Here is a 17,835-nt window from a genome sequence, read left to right as displayed (position 1 = left end):
ATATACAATGCAAGCGACCAACATTTTTCGCATCTCATTGCATTTAACCACTTTCTTCTATACAATTAATTGAGCGAGCTTCCTGAAACGTTGATTTGACAAGCTTTACAGGAAGCGATACGATAGTATATAACTAAAAAGAGAACATTCGTTTGATGGGGGTTGCGATTTGACGAAAAAGCAAGATGTATATACGTATGATGATGATTCAATCCAAGTTCTTGAAGGCCTAGATGCTGTACGAAAACGACCGGGCATGTATATCGGTTCGACAGACGCTCGAGGACTTCATCATCTTGTTTATGAAATTGTAGATAATGCGGTCGATGAGGCGCTTGCCGGGTATGGTACCGAAGTGGATGTAACGATTCATAAAGACGGCAGCATCGGCGTGCGTGATTATGGTCGTGGAATGCCGACAGGAATGCATAAGACGGGGAAACCGACGACGGAAGTCATTTTGACGGTTCTTCATGCAGGCGGAAAGTTTGGACAAGGCGGATATAAGACAAGTGGTGGCTTGCACGGTGTTGGTGCGTCTGTCGTCAATGCCCTTTCCGAGTGGCTTGAAGTGACGATATTCCGTGACGGCAAGAAATTCCGCCAACGTTTTGAACATGGAGGGAAACCGGTTACAACATTGGAGGAGATTGGGACAACCCGGGAAAAAGGAACGTTGATTCACTTTAAACCGGATCCGACAATCTTCTCGACGATTAAATATCAATACGACACGTTATCAGAGCGTTTGCGTGAGTCTGCCTTCCTGTTAAAAGGTTTAAAAATTGAACTGAAGGAAGAAGGCACGGATAAACACGACATTTTCCATTACGAAACAGGCATTAAAGCATTCATCAATTATTTGAATGAAGAAAAGGATGTCCTGCATGATGTCGCATACTTGGAAGGTGAATCCGACGGAATTGAAGTGGAGTTCGCATTCCAATTTACGGATGGTTATTCGGAAACGATTCTTTCTTTCGTTAACAATGTGCGTACAAAAGATGGGGGAACCCACGAAACTGGTGCGAAAACTGCGATGACACGGGTTTTCAATGAGTATGCGAGAAAAACGGGTTTATTGAAAGAGAAGGATAAAAACCTCGACGGGGCTGATATTCGAGAAGGCGTGTCTGCCATCATTTCCGTCCGTATTCCGGAAGAAATACTTCAATTCGAAGGCCAGACGAAAGGCAAATTGGGAACGAGTGAAGCGAGAACAGCAACAGATGCGATCATTTCACAGCATCTGCTTTATTTTCTAGAAGAAAACGCTGAATTGAGCGCTAACTTGATCCGTAAAGCAGTGCGTGCGCATCAGGCAAGGGAAGCAGCCCGAAAAGCAAGGGAAGATGCGCGTTCAGGCAAAAAACGTCGGAAATCGGATACGTTGCTATCCGGAAAACTGACACCCGCGCAGTCAAGAAATGCTGCGAAAAATGAATTATATCTTGTGGAAGGTGATTCTGCTGGAGGATCCGCCAAGCAAGGACGCGATCGGACATTCCAAGCGATTTTGCCACTTCGCGGTAAAGTCATCAATACCGAAAAAGCGAAGTTGGAAGACATTATGAAAAACGAAGAAATCAATACGATTATTCACGCTATCGGCGGCGGTGTTGGAGCAGACTTCAATATTGACGATATTGCTTATGATAAAGTGATTATCATGACCGATGCGGACACGGATGGAGCGCATATCCAAGTGCTGCTGCTGACGTTTTTCTATCGATATATGAAACCGCTGATTGAAGCTGGAAAGATTTATATCGCCTTGCCACCGCTTTATAAAGTATCTAAAGGGGCAGGCAAGAAGGAACAGATTGAATATGCCTGGACAGAAGCCAATCTGGATGAAGCGATTAAAAAAATCGGCAAAGGCTATATGCTGCAACGCTACAAAGGTCTCGGGGAGATGAATGCCGATCAATTATGGGATACGACGATGAATCCCGATACACGTACACTTATCCGTGTCACGATAGAAGACGGAGCACAATCGGAAAGACGTGTTACGACGTTGATGGGCGATAAAGTCGAACCGCGCCGAAAGTGGATCGAGAGCAATGTAGACTTCGGGACGGAAGATCAAAATATATTAGAGAATGAATTTTTACATGTTGAGGGGGACTTTGAATGACTTCAACTGAGCGTTACCAAGACCTTCCCTTGGAAGAAGTGATTGGCGACCGTTTTGGTCGTTACAGTAAATACATTATCCAGGATCGCGCACTTCCTGATGCGCGGGATGGACTGAAACCGGTACAAAGGCGAATTTTATATGCCATGTTCCATGAAGGGAATACGCATGACAAGGCATTCCGAAAATCCGCAAAAACTGTCGGTAACGTAATCGGCAACTATCACCCTCATGGTGATACTTCCGTATATGATGCGATGGTTCGTATGAGTCAGGAATGGAAGTTGCGCCATCTTATGGTTGAAATGCATGGTAACAACGGATCTGTAGACGGTGACCCGGCAGCAGCGATGCGTTATACGGAGGCGAGGCTATCGTCAATCGCAGCGGAAATGTTGCGTGATATCGGAAAGGATACTGTAGAGTTCATTCCAAACTTTGATGATACTGAGCCGGAACCAACTGTTTTGCCTTCCCGTTTTCCGAACTTGCTCGTCAATGGTTCGACAGGGATCTCGGCGGGATATGCAACTGATATTCCACCTCATGCTTTACACGAAGTCATTGACGCGGTTCTAATGCGAATGGATAACCCAGACGTTACAGTCGATGAATTAATGACGGTCATTAAAGGACCGGATTTCCCGACTGGAGCAATTATCCAAGGGACTGGCGGCATTAAAACGGCTTATGAAACTGGTAAAGGCCGATTTATCATTCGTTCTAAATCGGAAATTGAGCAATTGAAAGCAGGTAAATCTCAAATTGTCATTACCGAGATCCCGTATGATGTCAACAAGGCAAATTTGGTGAAGAAGATCGACGAACTTCGGTTAGACCGTAAATTAGATGGCATTGCCGATGTTCGGGACGAATCCGACCGTACAGGACTCCGTATTGTGATTGAATTGAAAAAAGACATGGACGGCAACGCCATTTTACATTATTTATTGAAAAACACGGATCTTCAAGTGACGTATAACTTCAATATGGTAGCCATATCGAATCGCAGACCGACTTTGATGTCGCTGCCAATGCTGCTGGATGCCTATATCGATCACCAGAAGGACGTTGTGACAAGAAGATCGAAATATGATATTCAAAAAGCGAAAGATCGATTGCATATTGTAGAAGGTCTGATGAAAGCTTTGTCCATTTTGGATGAAGTGATAAGGGAAATCCGTGCATCAAAAGATAAACGCGATGCCAAAAACAATATTATTTCGAAGTTCGGTTTCACTGAAGTTCAAGCAGAAGCCATCGTTTCACTCCAGTTGTATCGTCTTACAAACACTGATATTACTGAACTGAAAAAAGAGGAAGAAGAGCTTCGTAAATTGATTGAACAATTGGATGCCATCTTGAAAAGCGATAAAAAGCTTTCAAATGTGATTAAAAAAGAGTTGACGGAAATTAGAAAACAGTTTTCAGAACAAAGACGATCTGTTATTGAAGAAGTGATTGAGAACATCAAAGTAGATCTCGATATACTTGTACCAAGTGAAGAAGTCGTCGTTTCTGTTACCAAAGACGGCTATGTAAAACGGACGAGCATCCGTTCGTACAGCGCTTCAAACGGCACTGGTCAGGAAATGAAAGAATCCGATTATAGTCTATTGGAGTCCGTCATGAATACCCAGCACCATCTGCTTCTTTTCACTTCGCTTGGCAACTATATCTATCAGCCAGTGTATGAATTGCCGGATATAAGATGGCGGGATTTGGGCCAACATATTTCAAGCATCGTCTCCCTTGAACCGAATGAAGAAATCATTGCGGCAATTGGTATAGACAGTTTCGATGATGAGAAAGTGGCCGTTTTAACTGCTTCGGATAACGGAAATGTCAAAATCTCGAAGCTATCCGACTTCCAAGTCCAACGATACTCAAGGACATTCAAGGCGATGAATGTAAAAAAAGGACAGCGGATGGTCGGTGTTCAACTTGTGACAGGCGATGAAGATCTCATTCTATTCACTGAACAGGCATACGCATTGCGCTTCCCGTTAACCGAGCTTTCGCTAACTGGCGTTCGGACTGCGGGTGTCAAAGGCGTCAACTTAAAGACCGGCGATAAGCTTGTATCGATGCTCGTGTTGCGAGATGACGCAGAATCGGTATTAATCGCCACGCAGCGAGGATCTGTCAAACGGATCGCGTTGAAGGAATTGGAATCGGCTGCGAGGGCACAACGCGGCATGGTTGTATTGAAAGAGTTGAAATCGAATCCACACCGGATTGTAGGGACCGCATTCGTCAAACCGGGGGACTCAGTCATCTTAGCGACTGAAAAGGACCAGAAGATAAGCATTGAAGCTGGATCATTGCGTCTCGTCGATCGCTACTCAAACGGTAGTTCCGTAGTCGATGAGAACAAAGATGGTAAGCTTATTCATGTTTATAAAGAAGTAAAAGCTGAATTGAAATCTTAGGAGAGTACCTGTCGACAGTAATATGACCGTCGGCAGGTGCTTTTTTTGTCAGGAATTGTTTGTTGAGAATAGTCATTCAAAATTATAGTGACAGAATTCAAGTTGTACCGTATAATAATTCGAAAGTCGAAATATATATAGGGAACGGTGAATGGAATGTGGAAGAACCGCAATGTTTGGATAATCCTAAGTGGGGAAATGATTGCCGGTCTTGGCCTATGGACAGGAATCATCGGCAACTTGGAGTTTTTACAAGAAAAAATCCCGTCCGATTTTGTCAAAGCAATGATCTTATCAATCGGCCTGCTAGCAGGGATTATCGCAGGACCAACAGCTGGAAGAATTATTGATCAGTCAAGAAAGAAGACCGTCTTATTGGTAGCCGGGTTAGGAAGGCTCGTCAGTGTTGTTTTCATGTTGTTAGCGATATCAACAGGCTCCGTCTGGTGGATGGTCGCATTCATTATCTCGATACAATTGTCAGCAACCTTCTATTTTCCTGCACTGCAGTCTGCGATTCCGCTAGTTGTCAAAGATGAAGATCTTTTGACGATGAACGGAATGCATATGAACGTCGCAACAATTTCTCGCATCGCAGGAACAGCGCTTGCAGGGGTCATGCTCGTATACTGGTCGCTCGCTTCACTTTATTGGGTCTCAATGATCGCTTATGTATTCCTGTTGCTTTTCACAATGTGGCTGAAAATCGATGAAGGGGAGGGAAGTAGCTCCCACCGTAAACAGCAAGGTGAAAAAGGGGGATTCATGGAAGTTTTCCCTGTGTTAAAGGCATATCCGGCAGTTGGTATGACTTTAATCATGACAATGATTCCATTATTATTTCTTGGATCATTCAATCTGATCGTCATCAATATTAGTGAAATACAGGACTCTTCATCCATTAAAGGATTGATTTATACATTTGAAGGAATTGCTTTCATGGTTGGTTCGTTTGCGGTTAAGTATTTCTCCCGGAAGTGGAAAACCACAGCGATTTTATTCTTTTTTGCGTCAATGGTCGCTGTAGCAGAGTTCATGCTTTATTTTGCTCATAATATTATTTTAACATTAAGCGCATTTGCAGTTTTAGGTTTTGCGCTAGGTTGTTTTTTCCCAACCGCGATGGTTGTTTTTCAGAAGCAAATGCCAAAAGCCTATCACGGACGTTTTTTCTCATTCCGTAATATGTTGGAACGGATTATGTTCCAAGTTGTGTTGTTAAGCGCTGGGGCATTTTTAGACATATTGGGGTTACAAACAATGGTAATCATCTTTGGTTTCATCAGTTTAAGTATGACGTTACTATTTTTCATACAGATGAGACGCCGGAATATTGTTTTAGAACAGGTGCAAGTAAATCCAGCAGCAGAAATCATTTAATGATTTCTGCTGCTGTTTTTGATTAACACCATTATTATTGACTCATCACAATGTGTCATATAAAATGATGGATGTTCATCAAATGAAAAGCGGAACATCTTAGATTGGAAGGGACATGAAGACCTTGGCTGAACCAACTTTTGAAAACATTGAGCAATTGAAAACGATTAAGAATGATCTTAAAAGATTTATGATGGGATATAAATTTGCGATAGATGAAGTGAATACGAAGCTAAATATATTGAAAGAAGAATTTCAATATATTCATGAATATAATCCAATTGAACATATTAGCTCAAGAGTAAAAACGCCAGAAAGCATCTTGAAAAAGTTGAAAAGAAAAAATTGTGAGCTCTCATTGGATTCCATAAAAGAAAATATTAAAGATATCGCAGGTATTCGAATTACCTGTTCTTTTATTTCTGATGTATATAAAGTAAGTGAAATGATTAAAAATCAAAAAGATATCACTGTAATTGAATGTAAGGACTATATTAAGAATGCAAAACCGAACGGATACCAAAGTCTCCACCTAATTATTAAAATTCCTGTTTTTATGACGGATAGAGTTGAGCATACTTATGTAGAAATACAGATCAGGACAATTGCAATGGACTTCTGGGCTAGTTTGGAACACAAAATCTATTATAAATTCAATAAGGAAATACCTAAAAGATTAACGACAGAACTAAAGGAAGCTGCCATGTCTGCGATGGAGTTAGATAAGAAAATGGAAAGGCTTCATGAAGAAGTGAAAATGATTAAAAGTACAGAAAACAGTACTGAACATCTGATGGATTATAGTATTAATGAAAAATTGTCATTGCTTATTAATTCATAGAACTAGGCAATGAAAATGTTAGAAATTCGAAGTGGATACTAAGAATTTACTGAAAGAATAAATGGCTGGCCGATTACACGGATAACGTGGTAAAATCGGCCATTTTTATTTGGAGTTCTTTGTGGTGTAAATTTGGTTGAAGAAACTAAAAAAATCGATTTCATCTCACTGTTAGTAGTATACTTTATAATGAAACATAACTTCTGATAATAAGTATTATGACGGGGGCGTAGTTTTAAGTATATATTACTTACTTCTCAATTCTATATCTATAGCCCCTTCCTTTAGTTTCCTCTACGTTAATAAACTGTATGCTATATTCTATAAGATCATTGATGAATATGTTGTTTTGTTTTGCTATCTTCTTTATTTCGGCTAAAAGTTCTTTGTCGTATGTTGTTTTGTATTGCACTCTATCTTTTGGCCGCAAGTCTTTATTGTACGAGATTACATCTTGTTTCAATACATGTAGCAAACCGCTTTCTAACAAATAATTAGTATGGGTATCATTTTCCTCAGCTAGTTTATTTAAATTGTTTAAAATTGCTTTACTTATGTTTGTTCTAAACTTTACTCGATCCGTATCTGAAGTTTGTTTCAGCTTTCCATTAACTACTTTCCACATTTTATTCACTCCAATTCTAAAATCAATTGTACCTTCTTAGCAGCATGTTGAACCATTCTTTTCTTTTTCTTCTCATTAAACAGCTCACAAGCTCCATCGTATATGATATTAGCTAGATTTGGAAGGTCTCGTTTACCTTTTACCCAAACCCTGTAGATGTTTTTTTCAGATTGTGTTTGGTCAATGGATATTTCTGTTCTCAAATTCCAATTTTGAAAGACTGCATAAAGACCTTTTGCAAATGCTTCGCTCGCGGTAGTTACATTCATAACATACCCTCTACTTTGAACCCAGCCATCCCCATCAATGACTCCTCGAACAAAAGCCGGCAAATATTCCGTTGGCACATTCGGGAATTCCACTGTACGTGATTTATTTGGCGTGATTCCAAGCTGGTTTAAATCTTCCTTGATAATTTTCGAATTGATCGTCAGCATTGGAACCTTTCTTGTGCAGCATGGCGGTATTATTCCTGATTCCGCCTCCATTAGATTGGCCACCTTTTTTAGGAGGGTCTCGTCTTTTTGTGATAGATTAACGCTATGAACTTTTTTGTTCACATGGCCATCCGTTAAAAATAATCCCAAAACCCAAGACATCTCATGAGACCAAGTTTTGAAAAAGTCCTCGTTCACATTATGAATCCTTGGTCGCCCTACAGGTTTTAATTCAACTCCATGTTTGATAAGAACATTTCGGATTCCTCTGTCTGACAATCCGATCAAGATTCTAAGCTCACTATAAGGTAACCCACTTTTATACAGTTCAATAATCTTGTTATCAGTCATTCCCGGATTTCGAGGCAATTTTTCCAATCCCCCTTTCTAACTCCATTATACAAACATACATTCTGATTATCAACTAATTAACTGAATAGAGAAATATATATTTCCTGCATAATAATTTTGGCGCATTTTTGATTCCCATAGTATATTTGAAATCAGTTACTTGGCAACAAATACCGTAGTATGTTAAATTGGAATCGGTCAAATCAAAACGACTCTTCGGGGCAAGGTGAAATTCCTTACCGGCGGTGATCAAGCATTGCTTGTTAGTCCGTGACCCGTTCTTCCCTACCGGAAGACGGTGGAGCTGGTGAAACTCCGGCACCGACAGTTAAAGTCTGGATGGGAGAAGTTGCTCGGATTTGAAGACCATGCCCAACTCTATATCCGCCCTTTTGTAATGAATGAAAGGGGGAATTCGATGGACCACGACGATTATATGAAGTTAGCAATAGATCTTGCTAAGCTCGCAGAAGGCCAAACCTCACCGAATCCAATTGTCGGTGCTGTTTGTGTTAAAAATGGCCAAATTGTCGGGACAGGCACGCATATGCAAGCAGGAACTCCTCATGCGGAAGTGCATGCTCTCAACATGGCAGGACTGAATGCAATCGATGCAGATCTATATGTCACTTTAGAACCGTGTGCGCATGACGGTAAGACGCCAGCATGCACGGAGAAAATTATCGCAAGCGGCATTCGCCGTGTTTTCATCGCGTCTAACGATCCGAATCCTGCCGTAAATGGCAAAGGAATTAGGTTTCTTCGAGCTGCCGGAATAGAAGTGATCACAGATTTATGTAAAGAAGAGGCGGATTTTAGCAACCGGGCATTTTTTCATTTTATACAACATCAAAAACCCTACGTCACTTTGAAGGCTGCCACAACACTTGATGGCCGTCTTGCAACGCAAAATGGGAACAGCAAATGGATTACGTCTGAAAGTTCAAGGCAAAACGTCCATACCCTCCGCCATACCCATGATGCAATTTTAGTAGGTGTTAACACAATTCTTCATGATAACCCTTTCCTCACCACCCGTTTGCCCCATGGTGGAAAGAACCCAAAACGAATAATTTTAGACAGGCATCTACGGACGCCAAAAACTGCGAATGTCCTGCAGGACGAAGCTGCCGAGACGATTATCTTTGCACTCGAATCAGATAAGTCGCGTACTTTTTCCGATTCTCCTTATGTTCATATTGAAGCAATTCCGGAACATACCGATTTTTTGGATGAAGTTCTTACCCGACTTGCTAAGCGAGGCATCGTGACGCTGTTAGTGGAAGGCGGAAGCCAGGTTCATACCAGCTTCATCCAATCTCGTCTCGCGAATGAGTTGTATTTGTATATGGCGCCGAAACTAGTCGGAAATGGCCCTTCCCTATTCATGGATTCAAGCCGATCGACTATTGCGGAATCTGAGCCGCTTCGCATCCTTGATGTGAAGCAAATCGGAGAAGATATTAGGATCCATGCCCTTTTTCCTACAGGAGGTGTAAGCTGATTGTTTACTGGAATTGTTGAAGAAGTCGGTACGATTCACGCGATAAAGAAAGGCTCTTCGTCAATGCAATTGGTCATTAAGTGCAATTATGTGCTTTCTGACGTAAAAAAAGGAGACAGCATTGCCGTTAATGGCGTTTGTCTCACTGTATCAGAGTTTTCGAAAACACAATTCGCAGCGGACGTTATGCCTGAAACATTCAAAGCGACGACACTTTTTGCACTGCAAATTGGAAGTCGTGTGAATTTGGAGCGTGCTATGGCAGCGAACGGTCGGTTTGGTGGTCATTTTGTAACTGGCCACATCGATTGCGTCGGTGAAATTATTGCAGTCCGACCGATCGAGAATACAATCTACATGGATATTCAAATCAACCCCGCATTCCAGGCGCATCTCGTTCCGAAAGGTTCTATAACAGTGGATGGTACCTCATTGACTGTTTTCGATAGCTCGGAACAAGGGTTTACGATATCGCTAATTCCAGTTACTCAAGCTGATTCCGTAATTGGTCATAAACGTATCGGTGACTATGTCAACGTAGAATGCGATATCCTTGCGAAATATTTGGAACGTATCGTTTCAAAGAAAGAAACTAAACCGTCCGGCGGGTTGACGATGGGTGCACTTGCCAAAAGCGGATTTTTGGGATAAGAGGTGTTTGTAATGTTCGGTACAGTTGAACAAGCGATTGAAGAATTACAAAAAGGTAAAGCGATCATAGTTGTAGATGACGAAAGCCGCGAAAACGAAGGAGACTTTGTTGCGCTTGCTGACTTTGGCACTCCAGATATGATTAATTTCATGGCGACGGAAGGACGAGGTTTGATATGTGTTCCGGTTGATCAACGGCTTGCTGATCACCTTGATTTAGCGCCTATGGCAACGACGAACACGGATGCCCACGGGACCGCTTTCACAGTCAGTATCGACCATGCGTCTTGCCACACGGGGATATCCGCATTTGAACGTTCGGAAACGATAATGCAAATGCTTCACCCTGACTCGATAGCTTCTGACTTCAGAAGACCGGGTCATATCTTTCCGTTAGTCGCGAAATCAAACGGCGTCTTGGAACGACCGGGCCATACAGAGGCTGCGGTTGATCTCGCCCGTCTTGCCGGTGCATCTCCAGCCGGTGTTATTTGTGAGATCATGAACAACGATGGAACGATGGCAAGGGGAAAAGAGCTCGCGAATATCGCGGAACAGCATGACCTCGTCATCTTGACGATTGAACAGTTAATTGCATACCGGAAACGAAACGAAAAACTCATTGACCGTGTTGTCGATATACACTTGCCGACTCAATACGGAGATTTCACCGCGATAACTTATATCGAAAAGCTAACCGGCCGTGAACATATTGCATTTGTGAAAGGCCATTTGAAGGAGTTAGCTCCCCCTCTCGTAAGAATCCATTCGGAATGCCTGACGGGTGATGTTTTCGGTTCCTGTCGATGTGATTGCGGCCCGCAACTGCACGCGGCACTTGCCCAAATCGAAGAAGCCGGAGCTGGGATTCTTATTTACATGCGTCAAGAAGGACGCGGCATCGGCCTTGTCAACAAAATGAAAGCCTATAAGCTGCAAGAACAAGGATATGACACCGTTGAGGCGAATGCCCGCTTAGGCTTCGGAGACGACCTGCGGGAATATTTCATTAGCGCACAAATCCTAAATGATCTCGGTTGCAACCGAATTCAATTGTTGACGAATAATCCGCGAAAAGTCGAAGGACTTTCTGAACATGGGATAACGATAGAAGATCGCATTCCTATCGAATTGCCTGTCAAGGATGACAACCGGTTCTATATGGAAACGAAGAAGACGAAATTAGGACATCTACTGCATAATTGAGGAGGAAAAATGAATGAATAAGACATATGAAGGACATTTGATCGGCACAGGACTTAAAATCGGCATCGTTGTTTCCCGATTCAATGAATTTATTTCTGGTAAGCTTCTCGGTGGTGCAGAAGACGCATTGCGCCGCCACGGAGTAGACGTGAATGACATCGAGATCGCATGGGTACCTGGCGCTTTCGAAATACCGCTTATTGCAAAACGGATGGCGGCAACTAAAAAATATGACGCGGTGATCACATTAGGCACTGTTATCCGCGGATCTACCCCCCACTTCGATTATGTATGCAGCGAAGTCGCAAAAGGGGTGGCAGCTCTCAATATGACAGAAGATATACCAGTCATATTTGGTGTATTGACGACCGACTCAATTGAGCAGGCGGTTGAACGTGCTGGTACGAAAGCTGGAAATAAAGGATGGGATGCAGGCGTATCCGCCATTGAGATGGAAAATCTTATGAAACAACTGTAAAGAAAAAAGGGCTGTTCAGATGAACAGCCCCTTATTAACGTTATAACTCCTTATATTGAACTCTGTCACTATTTTGCAGTTCAGCAATCGTGGCAGCTCCGATACCGAACATTGCCATACGTAACTCCAGTTCTTTCGTTTCCATTACAGTAATGACGTCTTCGACGGATTGTGTCGCTTCTTTTAAGATGGATCGGCCGAATCCGACGATGTTAGCTCCTAATGCAATTGACTTTGCAGCATCCAAACCAGTGTACATTCCGCCACTTGCTACGATCGATTGATCACCGATCTTCTCGCGTACTGAAACAATGCAGTCGACTGTCGGGTTGCCCCAGACGCTGAACGTTTCTGCCGCGATCCGTTTAATAGGATCATTTGAACGGTGTTTTTCAACTTGGCTCCAAGACGTGCCGCCAGCTCCTGCGACGTCAATGAATGAAACACCGACATCACATAATCGTTTGGCAGTTTCTCCATCGATTCCCCATCCGACTTCTTTCACACCTACAGGCACTCCGACCGTTTTTGTCAGTTCTTCAATTTTCGGCAATAGATCTTTAAAATTCAAATCACCGTTAGGCTGAATGACTTCCTGAAGGCTATTCAAATGCAGCACCAATGCATTCGAGTCAGTCATCTCGATGATCTGGCGGCATTGATCGACACCAAATCCATAATTTAGCTGCACTGCGCCTAAATTCGCGATGATCGGAACTGTAGGCGCATATTGCCTTACTTGGAATGAAGCCCTGTGCTCCTCACTTTCTATTAAAGCACGCATCGATCCCAATGCAAAAATCCATCCTTTTTCTTCAGCCGCAATTGCCAAGTTCCGATTGATCGTTTCGGCAAACGCGGCACCGCCTGTCATGGAACTAATCATAAACGGAGTTTTGCGTGTTTGATTGACAAACTTGCTTTCCAATGAAATCTCATTGAAATCAATTTCCGGCAAGGCATTATGTATAAAGCGAACCCTCTCAAGGCCGGTTGTAATATGATTACCTGTCACTTTTTCATTTAAAGTGATTTGAATATGTTCTGCTTTTCGCTGATGGATTGAATCCGTCATTTTTCAATATCCCCCTTCCTTTTTACCGTCGCGCCCTTCATTGACACATTTATTGGCAACCGTTCGATTCCTGCTTTTTTCCATTCTTTTTGTAGATTCCCGACGTTTACATCAGTAGTTACGAATGCGATGCCGCAATCTCCACCGCCTGCACCTGATGTTTTACCCGCTCCATATCGATCTGCTATTTGAATTAAATCTTTCAATAGCGGCGTTTCAATGTCAGCGTATGCAGCTTCGCTTAGCCGCATTAGCGCTTGGCGGTTATTTGATAGGCTTTGGATCGCATGGGTCGCATCCTGATCGCGAAAAGCCTTCACTAATGATATAACAGCTGTTTGGCTGTCCTTGAAAAAATGCTTATAGACAGCAGGTTGTTCGCTTCGTACTTGTTGAATTTTCTTGATCATCGGTGATGTGGACATTTCACTTCCCGTCCATCCGACGTACAGAAGCAGATGAGGTGGAGGACTTATAGATGAAATCATCAGATTGGGCCAGTCTTTCTCGACGATAGAACGGACGTTTTTATCATCTCTCATTTCTTCACGAAGCCATTCACCATCAAAAGCACTATAGTTCAGCCATCCACCATACGTGGATGCTGCGATATCTGCGCATGATCCGTTGCCTTGTGTCTTGAAATGCGCGATGGATGCGAGCTTATACGTCAAACCCAATGACGGTTCAATGCCAGCCTTCGCGTGAAGCTGTAAGACAGACGAAATGACTGCCACAACTACCGCCGCACTCGAACCAAGTCCATACTTTTTACCTGAGGCATCATCTAGTTCACTCGTTATGGATAAAGAAAAAGACAGCGGTCGAACGTTTGATTCCTTTATATATTGCATGCAAACGCGTAATGCATTTTGAATGAATGTCAGTTTAGGCGCGTTGTCACTAAATTGTAAGTGTCCATTCATCATCTCCCATGTCACGCCTGAAAATCCAAGCTGAGGCAAATGGATGTTATTATGATCACTCTCGCGGATGTCGGCAGTTACATACCGGTCGATCGCTGCAACAACGCATTGCCCTTCCGGTTCTAACACGGCGTATTCCCCGGCAATAAATAACTTTCCAGGTACGCTTATACGATAGGTTGAAGCACTCAAACGGAGACACGTCCTTTCCTTATGTAGTCAAATAGCTAATTCCAGGACCGGGATGACAAAGGAAGATGTCTTGGACGCAATTCAGCGATTGTAAACCCTCTTTCACTTTCTGCTCATCTTTCAGCTGGCAAATTACTTTCACATTCGGTCCCGCGTCAATTGTGAAGTACGCTTCCACTCCGACTTCCCGCAGTTCTTGTACTCGTTGCATAACTTCAACTGTAGCATTTGTCCAATAAAGAAAAGGTGGATTTGCGCCTAACGTTGTTGCATGCATTTTTAAAGCATTATGCTCCAAAATCATCCCTAATTGTTCAAAATCGCGTCTCTGGATCGCCTCTCTAGTTCCGACCAAATCGGTTTCGAGCGACTCCAACCATCCCGAGTAAAAAGGAGAAGTTTCCACAGTCCGTCTCATGCCTTCCCGACTCAGCACTTTTTTCTGCTTTGCCTCCACCATGATAGAAAGAACACTCACATTCCATCCATTTTCATCTAAAATTTGAGTGGCAAATGAATCGACACCGTCTGCCCGCTCCCCTTTATTCCATTCAACAAATCCGCCATAGATCGATCTGCAAGCAGAGCCAGATCCTTGACGTGCGAGTCTTGAAAGCCCCGTGTCATCAAGATCTAATCCAATTGCCTTTGTCGCTGCAGCAGCTAGCGCAGCGAATCCGGATGCAGAAGAAGCGAATCCCGCAGCGGTCGGTACTTGGTTCACTGAATCGATAACAGCGAAATACTGCTTATTCGCGGTATTACGGATTAGATCAAGGAAAGAGGAAATTTTCTGCCGCTCTTTGCCGCCAACCTCTTCCCCATCCAAGAGGAATCGATCTGATGACAAATCCTCTTGAAACGATACGGAAGTCGTAGTATAAAAACGATCTAACGTAATCGAAATGCTGTTATTCATAGGCAGGAACAATTGTTCGTTTCGTTTTCCCCAATATTTTATCAATGCAATATTTGTGTGCGCTTTTGCGATCGCCTTCAAATGAATCCCTCCACTATCTTCTCATCAACCGTCTAATCTACTTGTCCACGTCCGGGGAGCTCCTGCTTCTTTAAGTGCATGGGAAAGAGAAATTGCATGCTGTTCATTTTCAGCTAATGCTAAAATGCAACCTCCTCGCCCGCCCCCTGTCAATTTTGCGCCAAGCGCATCGTTTTTCCTTGCAACCTGAATGAACTGTTCAAGTCTGTCATCACTTACTCCTAGCTTTGTAAGTTCAATTTGGGCTAGGTTCATAAGTTCTCCGATGCGGTGCAAGTCACCCGTTGATAATGAATGAGCACATTCAACAGTGTACTCTCCAAGCAAATCAATCGAGCTGCGCGTAGGGCCAGGATGTTTGAGATACAAACTTCGAATACTTTCCACTGCCGTTTTGGTGTCGCCAAAGCGGCCGGAATCTGCAACGATCAAATGCAATGGCGATCCGATTTCTAAAGCCTTTGTCTTCTTCCCCTTTTGGAACCATATCGGAGCGTCGCTATAAGTAGCCTCCATATCAATTCCACTTGGGTTTCCATGCGCATGCGTCTCGGCTATTTGGACGAGATGCATTTGAATATCTTTGGATAAAGACGCATCAAAATGGTTGAAAATTGCTCTCACAATTGCATGTGCCACCGCCGCACTGGAACCTAAACCACGGCCGGACGGAATAGTGGAACTGATTGTAATGCATATATTCTTCGGTTTGGCATTCAGCAAATAGAATGTTTCTTCCACACAGGCTTTAATGCCTGACAATTCTTCAGGAGCATTTATAAGTAAGCCGTCATAATACTTGCTATTAATGTAAATTGAATGGTTTGCAGTATAATTTTCTTCTATCGTTGCTGTGACATTCACAACAGGAAAAGGGATTGCAATCGCAGGTTTGTCATAAACGACGGAATGTTCGCCGATTAGAATGACCTTACCGTGGGCTTTCCCTTCTGCTTTTTGAGACATGGATGTTCCTCACTTCTATCATCAAATTCGTAGCTGTTTACAATCCATTATAGGGCACAAGCCGCCAATTTTCAGCATTCAGGCTTGCCTACTTGGCAGCTATCCTTATATTATCATGAGATGCCTTGAAAACGAAAAAACACCTATCCGCTTATGCAGGGGATAGGTGAAAGGTTAGACGCCCATTTTTCTCCGGGATTGGCTCACTTTTTTCGTTTGCTGGCTTTTCATTTTTGGCGTTTGTTGAATGGAGTTTCCAACCGATTTGCCGGCTGTCGTTTTATTTTTCTTCGCTTCCAGCTGTTGTTTAACAGCATCCTTCAAACTGATTTTCTTCTTTTCAGTTGTCATAAATACCCTCCTATTTTGAGTATGTTCAGTTCCTAAATCATACCATCCGGATAGAATCATTGTCCATGTGTAAAACGCTTTATGAGACGATCTTTTTACGGGATGAACGCTTCCTTAGCAAAAGCCATATCAAGCTGAACATGATAAAGGCTACCGCTTCCAGTGACAGGATGTACCATGGATAGGGTCCGAGGAAGTCAAGTAAACTGCCATTTTGAGGTTTCATGCGCAAAAACATATAATTCCCATCAAACAACCAATTGGCCGCCATAATAATCGGCAGTAAAGCATTAACCGCAATCATCGTTTTTAGAACTCCCCTAAAGGTCGGCCTGTAGTTCTTCACCCATACGAAATAGAGACCGGTCAAAATAATCCCGGCATGTGTGTAGAAAAAGTGGAAAAAGCGGAAATGTGGAAAATTCATATCAAGGACAGGCGTAATAACTGCTTGGATGGCGCCTCCGATTCCTGCAAAAACAACAAAGTCCACTAACCGCCGATCTCCAGTCCAAAGTAAAATGATTGCAGCTAGCAGCGAAATACTGCACAGTTCTAGAGGCAAAGAGTCTTCCGCTCCCCATCTGCCCGTCCTACTCATCCATAGATGATAGGAAATCTCCATTGCGAATAAAGAGATCGCTGCAAAACGCTCCCAAAATTTTAACCGATCAGTTTGTGAGCATATGTACCTCCGTCCCAAAAACAAGAGGAGAATTAGACATAGCAGCACGAGAATTGTTGCTAAATGAATTACGGAAAACATCTCAAAAGAGTTGGAACTACTCCCCAATTCCATTCCCCATTCCCTTTTTATTTCCCTAATTATATCATTGCATACAAGGATTATGAATGAATCATCTGATTAATAAAAGATTCTACAACACATACTAGTGAAAGCATCTAATTTGAAAGGGGAAATTGAACTTGGTACAAAAAACTGCACAAGAGGCGCTAGACGAACAATTCCAGCGAGAGAAAAAACAAATTCTCAAGAAACTTCAAAGTGCATCACAAACGATTCAGCAGATGAATACCTTATTTGATGCGCAAGCAGTGAAACAAGCGCAACAACAACTTCAACAAGCTTCCCAGCTGTTAAATCAAACACAAGCGCAAGCTGTCACTCAATCACCTACGACCGTTCAGCAACAGCTTGAACAAGTACGCAAACAGATCGACCAGGCCGCACAAACCCTGCAACTCATTGAAACGTTGAATATGGGCAATCAGAGCTTTAAAAAATAAAAGTGAACCCTCGGCATATGTTGAGGGTTCAC

At 42.8% G+C, this 17,835-nt stretch carries 17 protein-coding genes and 1 riboswitch; of the genes, 9 read left to right on the top strand and 8 right to left on the bottom strand.

All coding sequences use genetic code 11. The annotated features are described in order from the left end of the window. Positions 1-169 precede the first annotated feature (169 nt). The 4 genes from parE (at position 170) to SLU01_RS04900 (ending at position 6,793) form a co-directional block, all read left to right on the top strand. On the top strand, positions 170-2,140 hold the full coding sequence (parE, locus tag SLU01_RS04915) for a DNA topoisomerase IV subunit B (RefSeq protein ID WP_147055949.1): 1,971 nt from the start codon (positions 170-172) through the stop codon (positions 2,138-2,140). Next, entirely contained in the window at positions 2,137-4,572 is a 2,436-nt protein-coding gene (gene parC / locus SLU01_RS04910) for a DNA topoisomerase IV subunit A (protein ID WP_147055947.1), read from the top strand. Before parE ends, parC begins: the two co-directional genes overlap by 4 nt. Before the next feature lie 156 nt (positions 4,573-4,728). After that, a complete protein-coding gene (locus SLU01_RS04905) occupies positions 4,729-5,952 on the top strand; it encodes an MFS transporter (protein ID WP_147055945.1) in 1,224 nt (407 codons plus the stop codon). Between the two features lie 190 nt (positions 5,953-6,142). After that, on the top strand, positions 6,143-6,793 hold the full coding sequence (locus SLU01_RS04900; RefSeq protein WP_246110882.1) for a GTP pyrophosphokinase: 651 nt from the start codon (positions 6,143-6,145) through the stop codon (positions 6,791-6,793). A 250-nt stretch (positions 6,794-7,043) separates the two neighbouring features. On the opposite strand, the gene SLU01_RS04895 is transcribed toward SLU01_RS04900, so the two are convergent. Next, a complete protein-coding gene (locus tag SLU01_RS04895) occupies positions 7,044-7,418 on the bottom strand; it encodes an rRNA methyltransferase (protein ID WP_147055940.1) in 375 nt (124 codons plus the stop codon). A 5-nt stretch (positions 7,419-7,423) separates the two neighbouring features. Next, the gene (locus SLU01_RS04890) at positions 7,424-8,233 is read right to left on the bottom strand and encodes an LAGLIDADG family homing endonuclease (protein WP_170232593.1); all 810 of its coding nucleotides are present in this window, start codon (positions 8,231-8,233) and stop codon (positions 7,424-7,426) included. Between the two features lie 181 nt (positions 8,234-8,414). Continuing rightward, positions 8,415-8,561: riboswitch (FMN riboswitch) on the top strand. A 63-nt stretch (positions 8,562-8,624) separates the two neighbouring features. On the opposite strand from SLU01_RS04890, the gene ribD reads away from it, so the two are divergent. The 4 genes from ribD to ribH are packed head-to-tail and all read left to right on the top strand — an operon-like array spanning position 8,625 to position 12,045. After that, positions 8,625-9,710 carry a bifunctional diaminohydroxyphosphoribosylaminopyrimidine deaminase/5-amino-6-(5-phosphoribosylamino)uracil reductase RibD gene (gene ribD, locus SLU01_RS04885; RefSeq protein WP_147055936.1) on the top strand — a complete coding sequence of 362 codons (1,086 nt, stop codon included), beginning with the start codon at positions 8,625-8,627 and terminating at the stop codon, positions 9,708-9,710. After that, on the top strand, positions 9,711-10,361 hold the full coding sequence (gene ribE / locus SLU01_RS04880; RefSeq protein ID WP_147055934.1) for a riboflavin synthase: 651 nt from the start codon (positions 9,711-9,713) through the stop codon (positions 10,359-10,361). A 12-nt stretch (positions 10,362-10,373) separates the two neighbouring features. After that, positions 10,374-11,567, top strand: coding sequence for a bifunctional 3,4-dihydroxy-2-butanone-4-phosphate synthase/GTP cyclohydrolase II (locus SLU01_RS04875; protein WP_147055932.1), 1,194 nt, complete (start codon positions 10,374-10,376; stop codon positions 11,565-11,567). Positions 11,568-11,580: 13 nt separating this feature from the next. Continuing rightward, on the top strand, positions 11,581-12,045 hold the full coding sequence (gene ribH, locus SLU01_RS04870; RefSeq protein WP_147055930.1) for a 6,7-dimethyl-8-ribityllumazine synthase: 465 nt from the start codon (positions 11,581-11,583) through the stop codon (positions 12,043-12,045). A 40-nt stretch (positions 12,046-12,085) separates the two neighbouring features. Here the strand turns inward: ribH and fni are convergent, their stop codons facing one another. The 6 genes from fni to SLU01_RS04845 form a co-directional block, all read right to left on the bottom strand. After that, positions 12,086-13,120 carry a type 2 isopentenyl-diphosphate Delta-isomerase gene (fni, locus tag SLU01_RS04865; RefSeq protein ID WP_147055928.1) on the bottom strand — a complete coding sequence of 345 codons (1,035 nt, stop codon included), beginning with the start codon at positions 13,118-13,120 and terminating at the stop codon, positions 12,086-12,088. Then, on the bottom strand, positions 13,117-14,238 hold the full coding sequence (locus SLU01_RS04860; protein ID WP_147055926.1) for a phosphomevalonate kinase: 1,122 nt from the start codon (positions 14,236-14,238) through the stop codon (positions 13,117-13,119). Before SLU01_RS04860 ends, fni begins: the two co-directional genes overlap by 4 nt. Before the next feature lie 19 nt (positions 14,239-14,257). Next, complete coding sequence (gene mvaD, locus SLU01_RS04855) at positions 14,258-15,238, bottom strand: diphosphomevalonate decarboxylase (protein ID WP_147055924.1); 981 nt, start codon at positions 15,236-15,238, stop codon at positions 14,258-14,260. Between the two features lie 24 nt (positions 15,239-15,262). Then, positions 15,263-16,204, bottom strand: a complete 942-nt coding sequence (gene mvk / locus SLU01_RS04850; RefSeq protein ID WP_147055922.1) for a mevalonate kinase — start codon at positions 16,202-16,204, stop codon at positions 15,263-15,265. Positions 16,205-16,378: 174 nt separating this feature from the next. Continuing rightward, positions 16,379-16,555: a hypothetical protein gene (locus tag SLU01_RS17895; RefSeq protein ID WP_170232592.1), complete on the bottom strand. Its 177-nt coding sequence runs from the start codon at positions 16,553-16,555 to the stop codon at positions 16,379-16,381. A 79-nt stretch (positions 16,556-16,634) separates the two neighbouring features. Further along, positions 16,635-17,321, bottom strand: coding sequence for a YwaF family protein (locus SLU01_RS04845; RefSeq protein WP_246110881.1), 687 nt, complete (start codon positions 17,319-17,321; stop codon positions 16,635-16,637). A 161-nt stretch (positions 17,322-17,482) separates the two neighbouring features. Between SLU01_RS04845 and SLU01_RS04840 the strand changes: the two genes are divergently transcribed. Continuing rightward, entirely contained in the window at positions 17,483-17,803 is a 321-nt protein-coding gene (locus tag SLU01_RS04840) for a hypothetical protein (protein ID WP_147055917.1), read from the top strand. Positions 17,804-17,835: the final 32 nt, after the last annotated feature.

The organism is Sporosarcina luteola, from assembly GCF_007991495.1.
Lineage (GTDB): Bacteria > Bacillota > Bacilli > Bacillales_A > Planococcaceae > Sporosarcina > Sporosarcina luteola.
The sequence above is the reverse complement of the archived record's forward strand: the minus strand, read 5'-3'. Positions and strand labels throughout refer to the sequence as shown.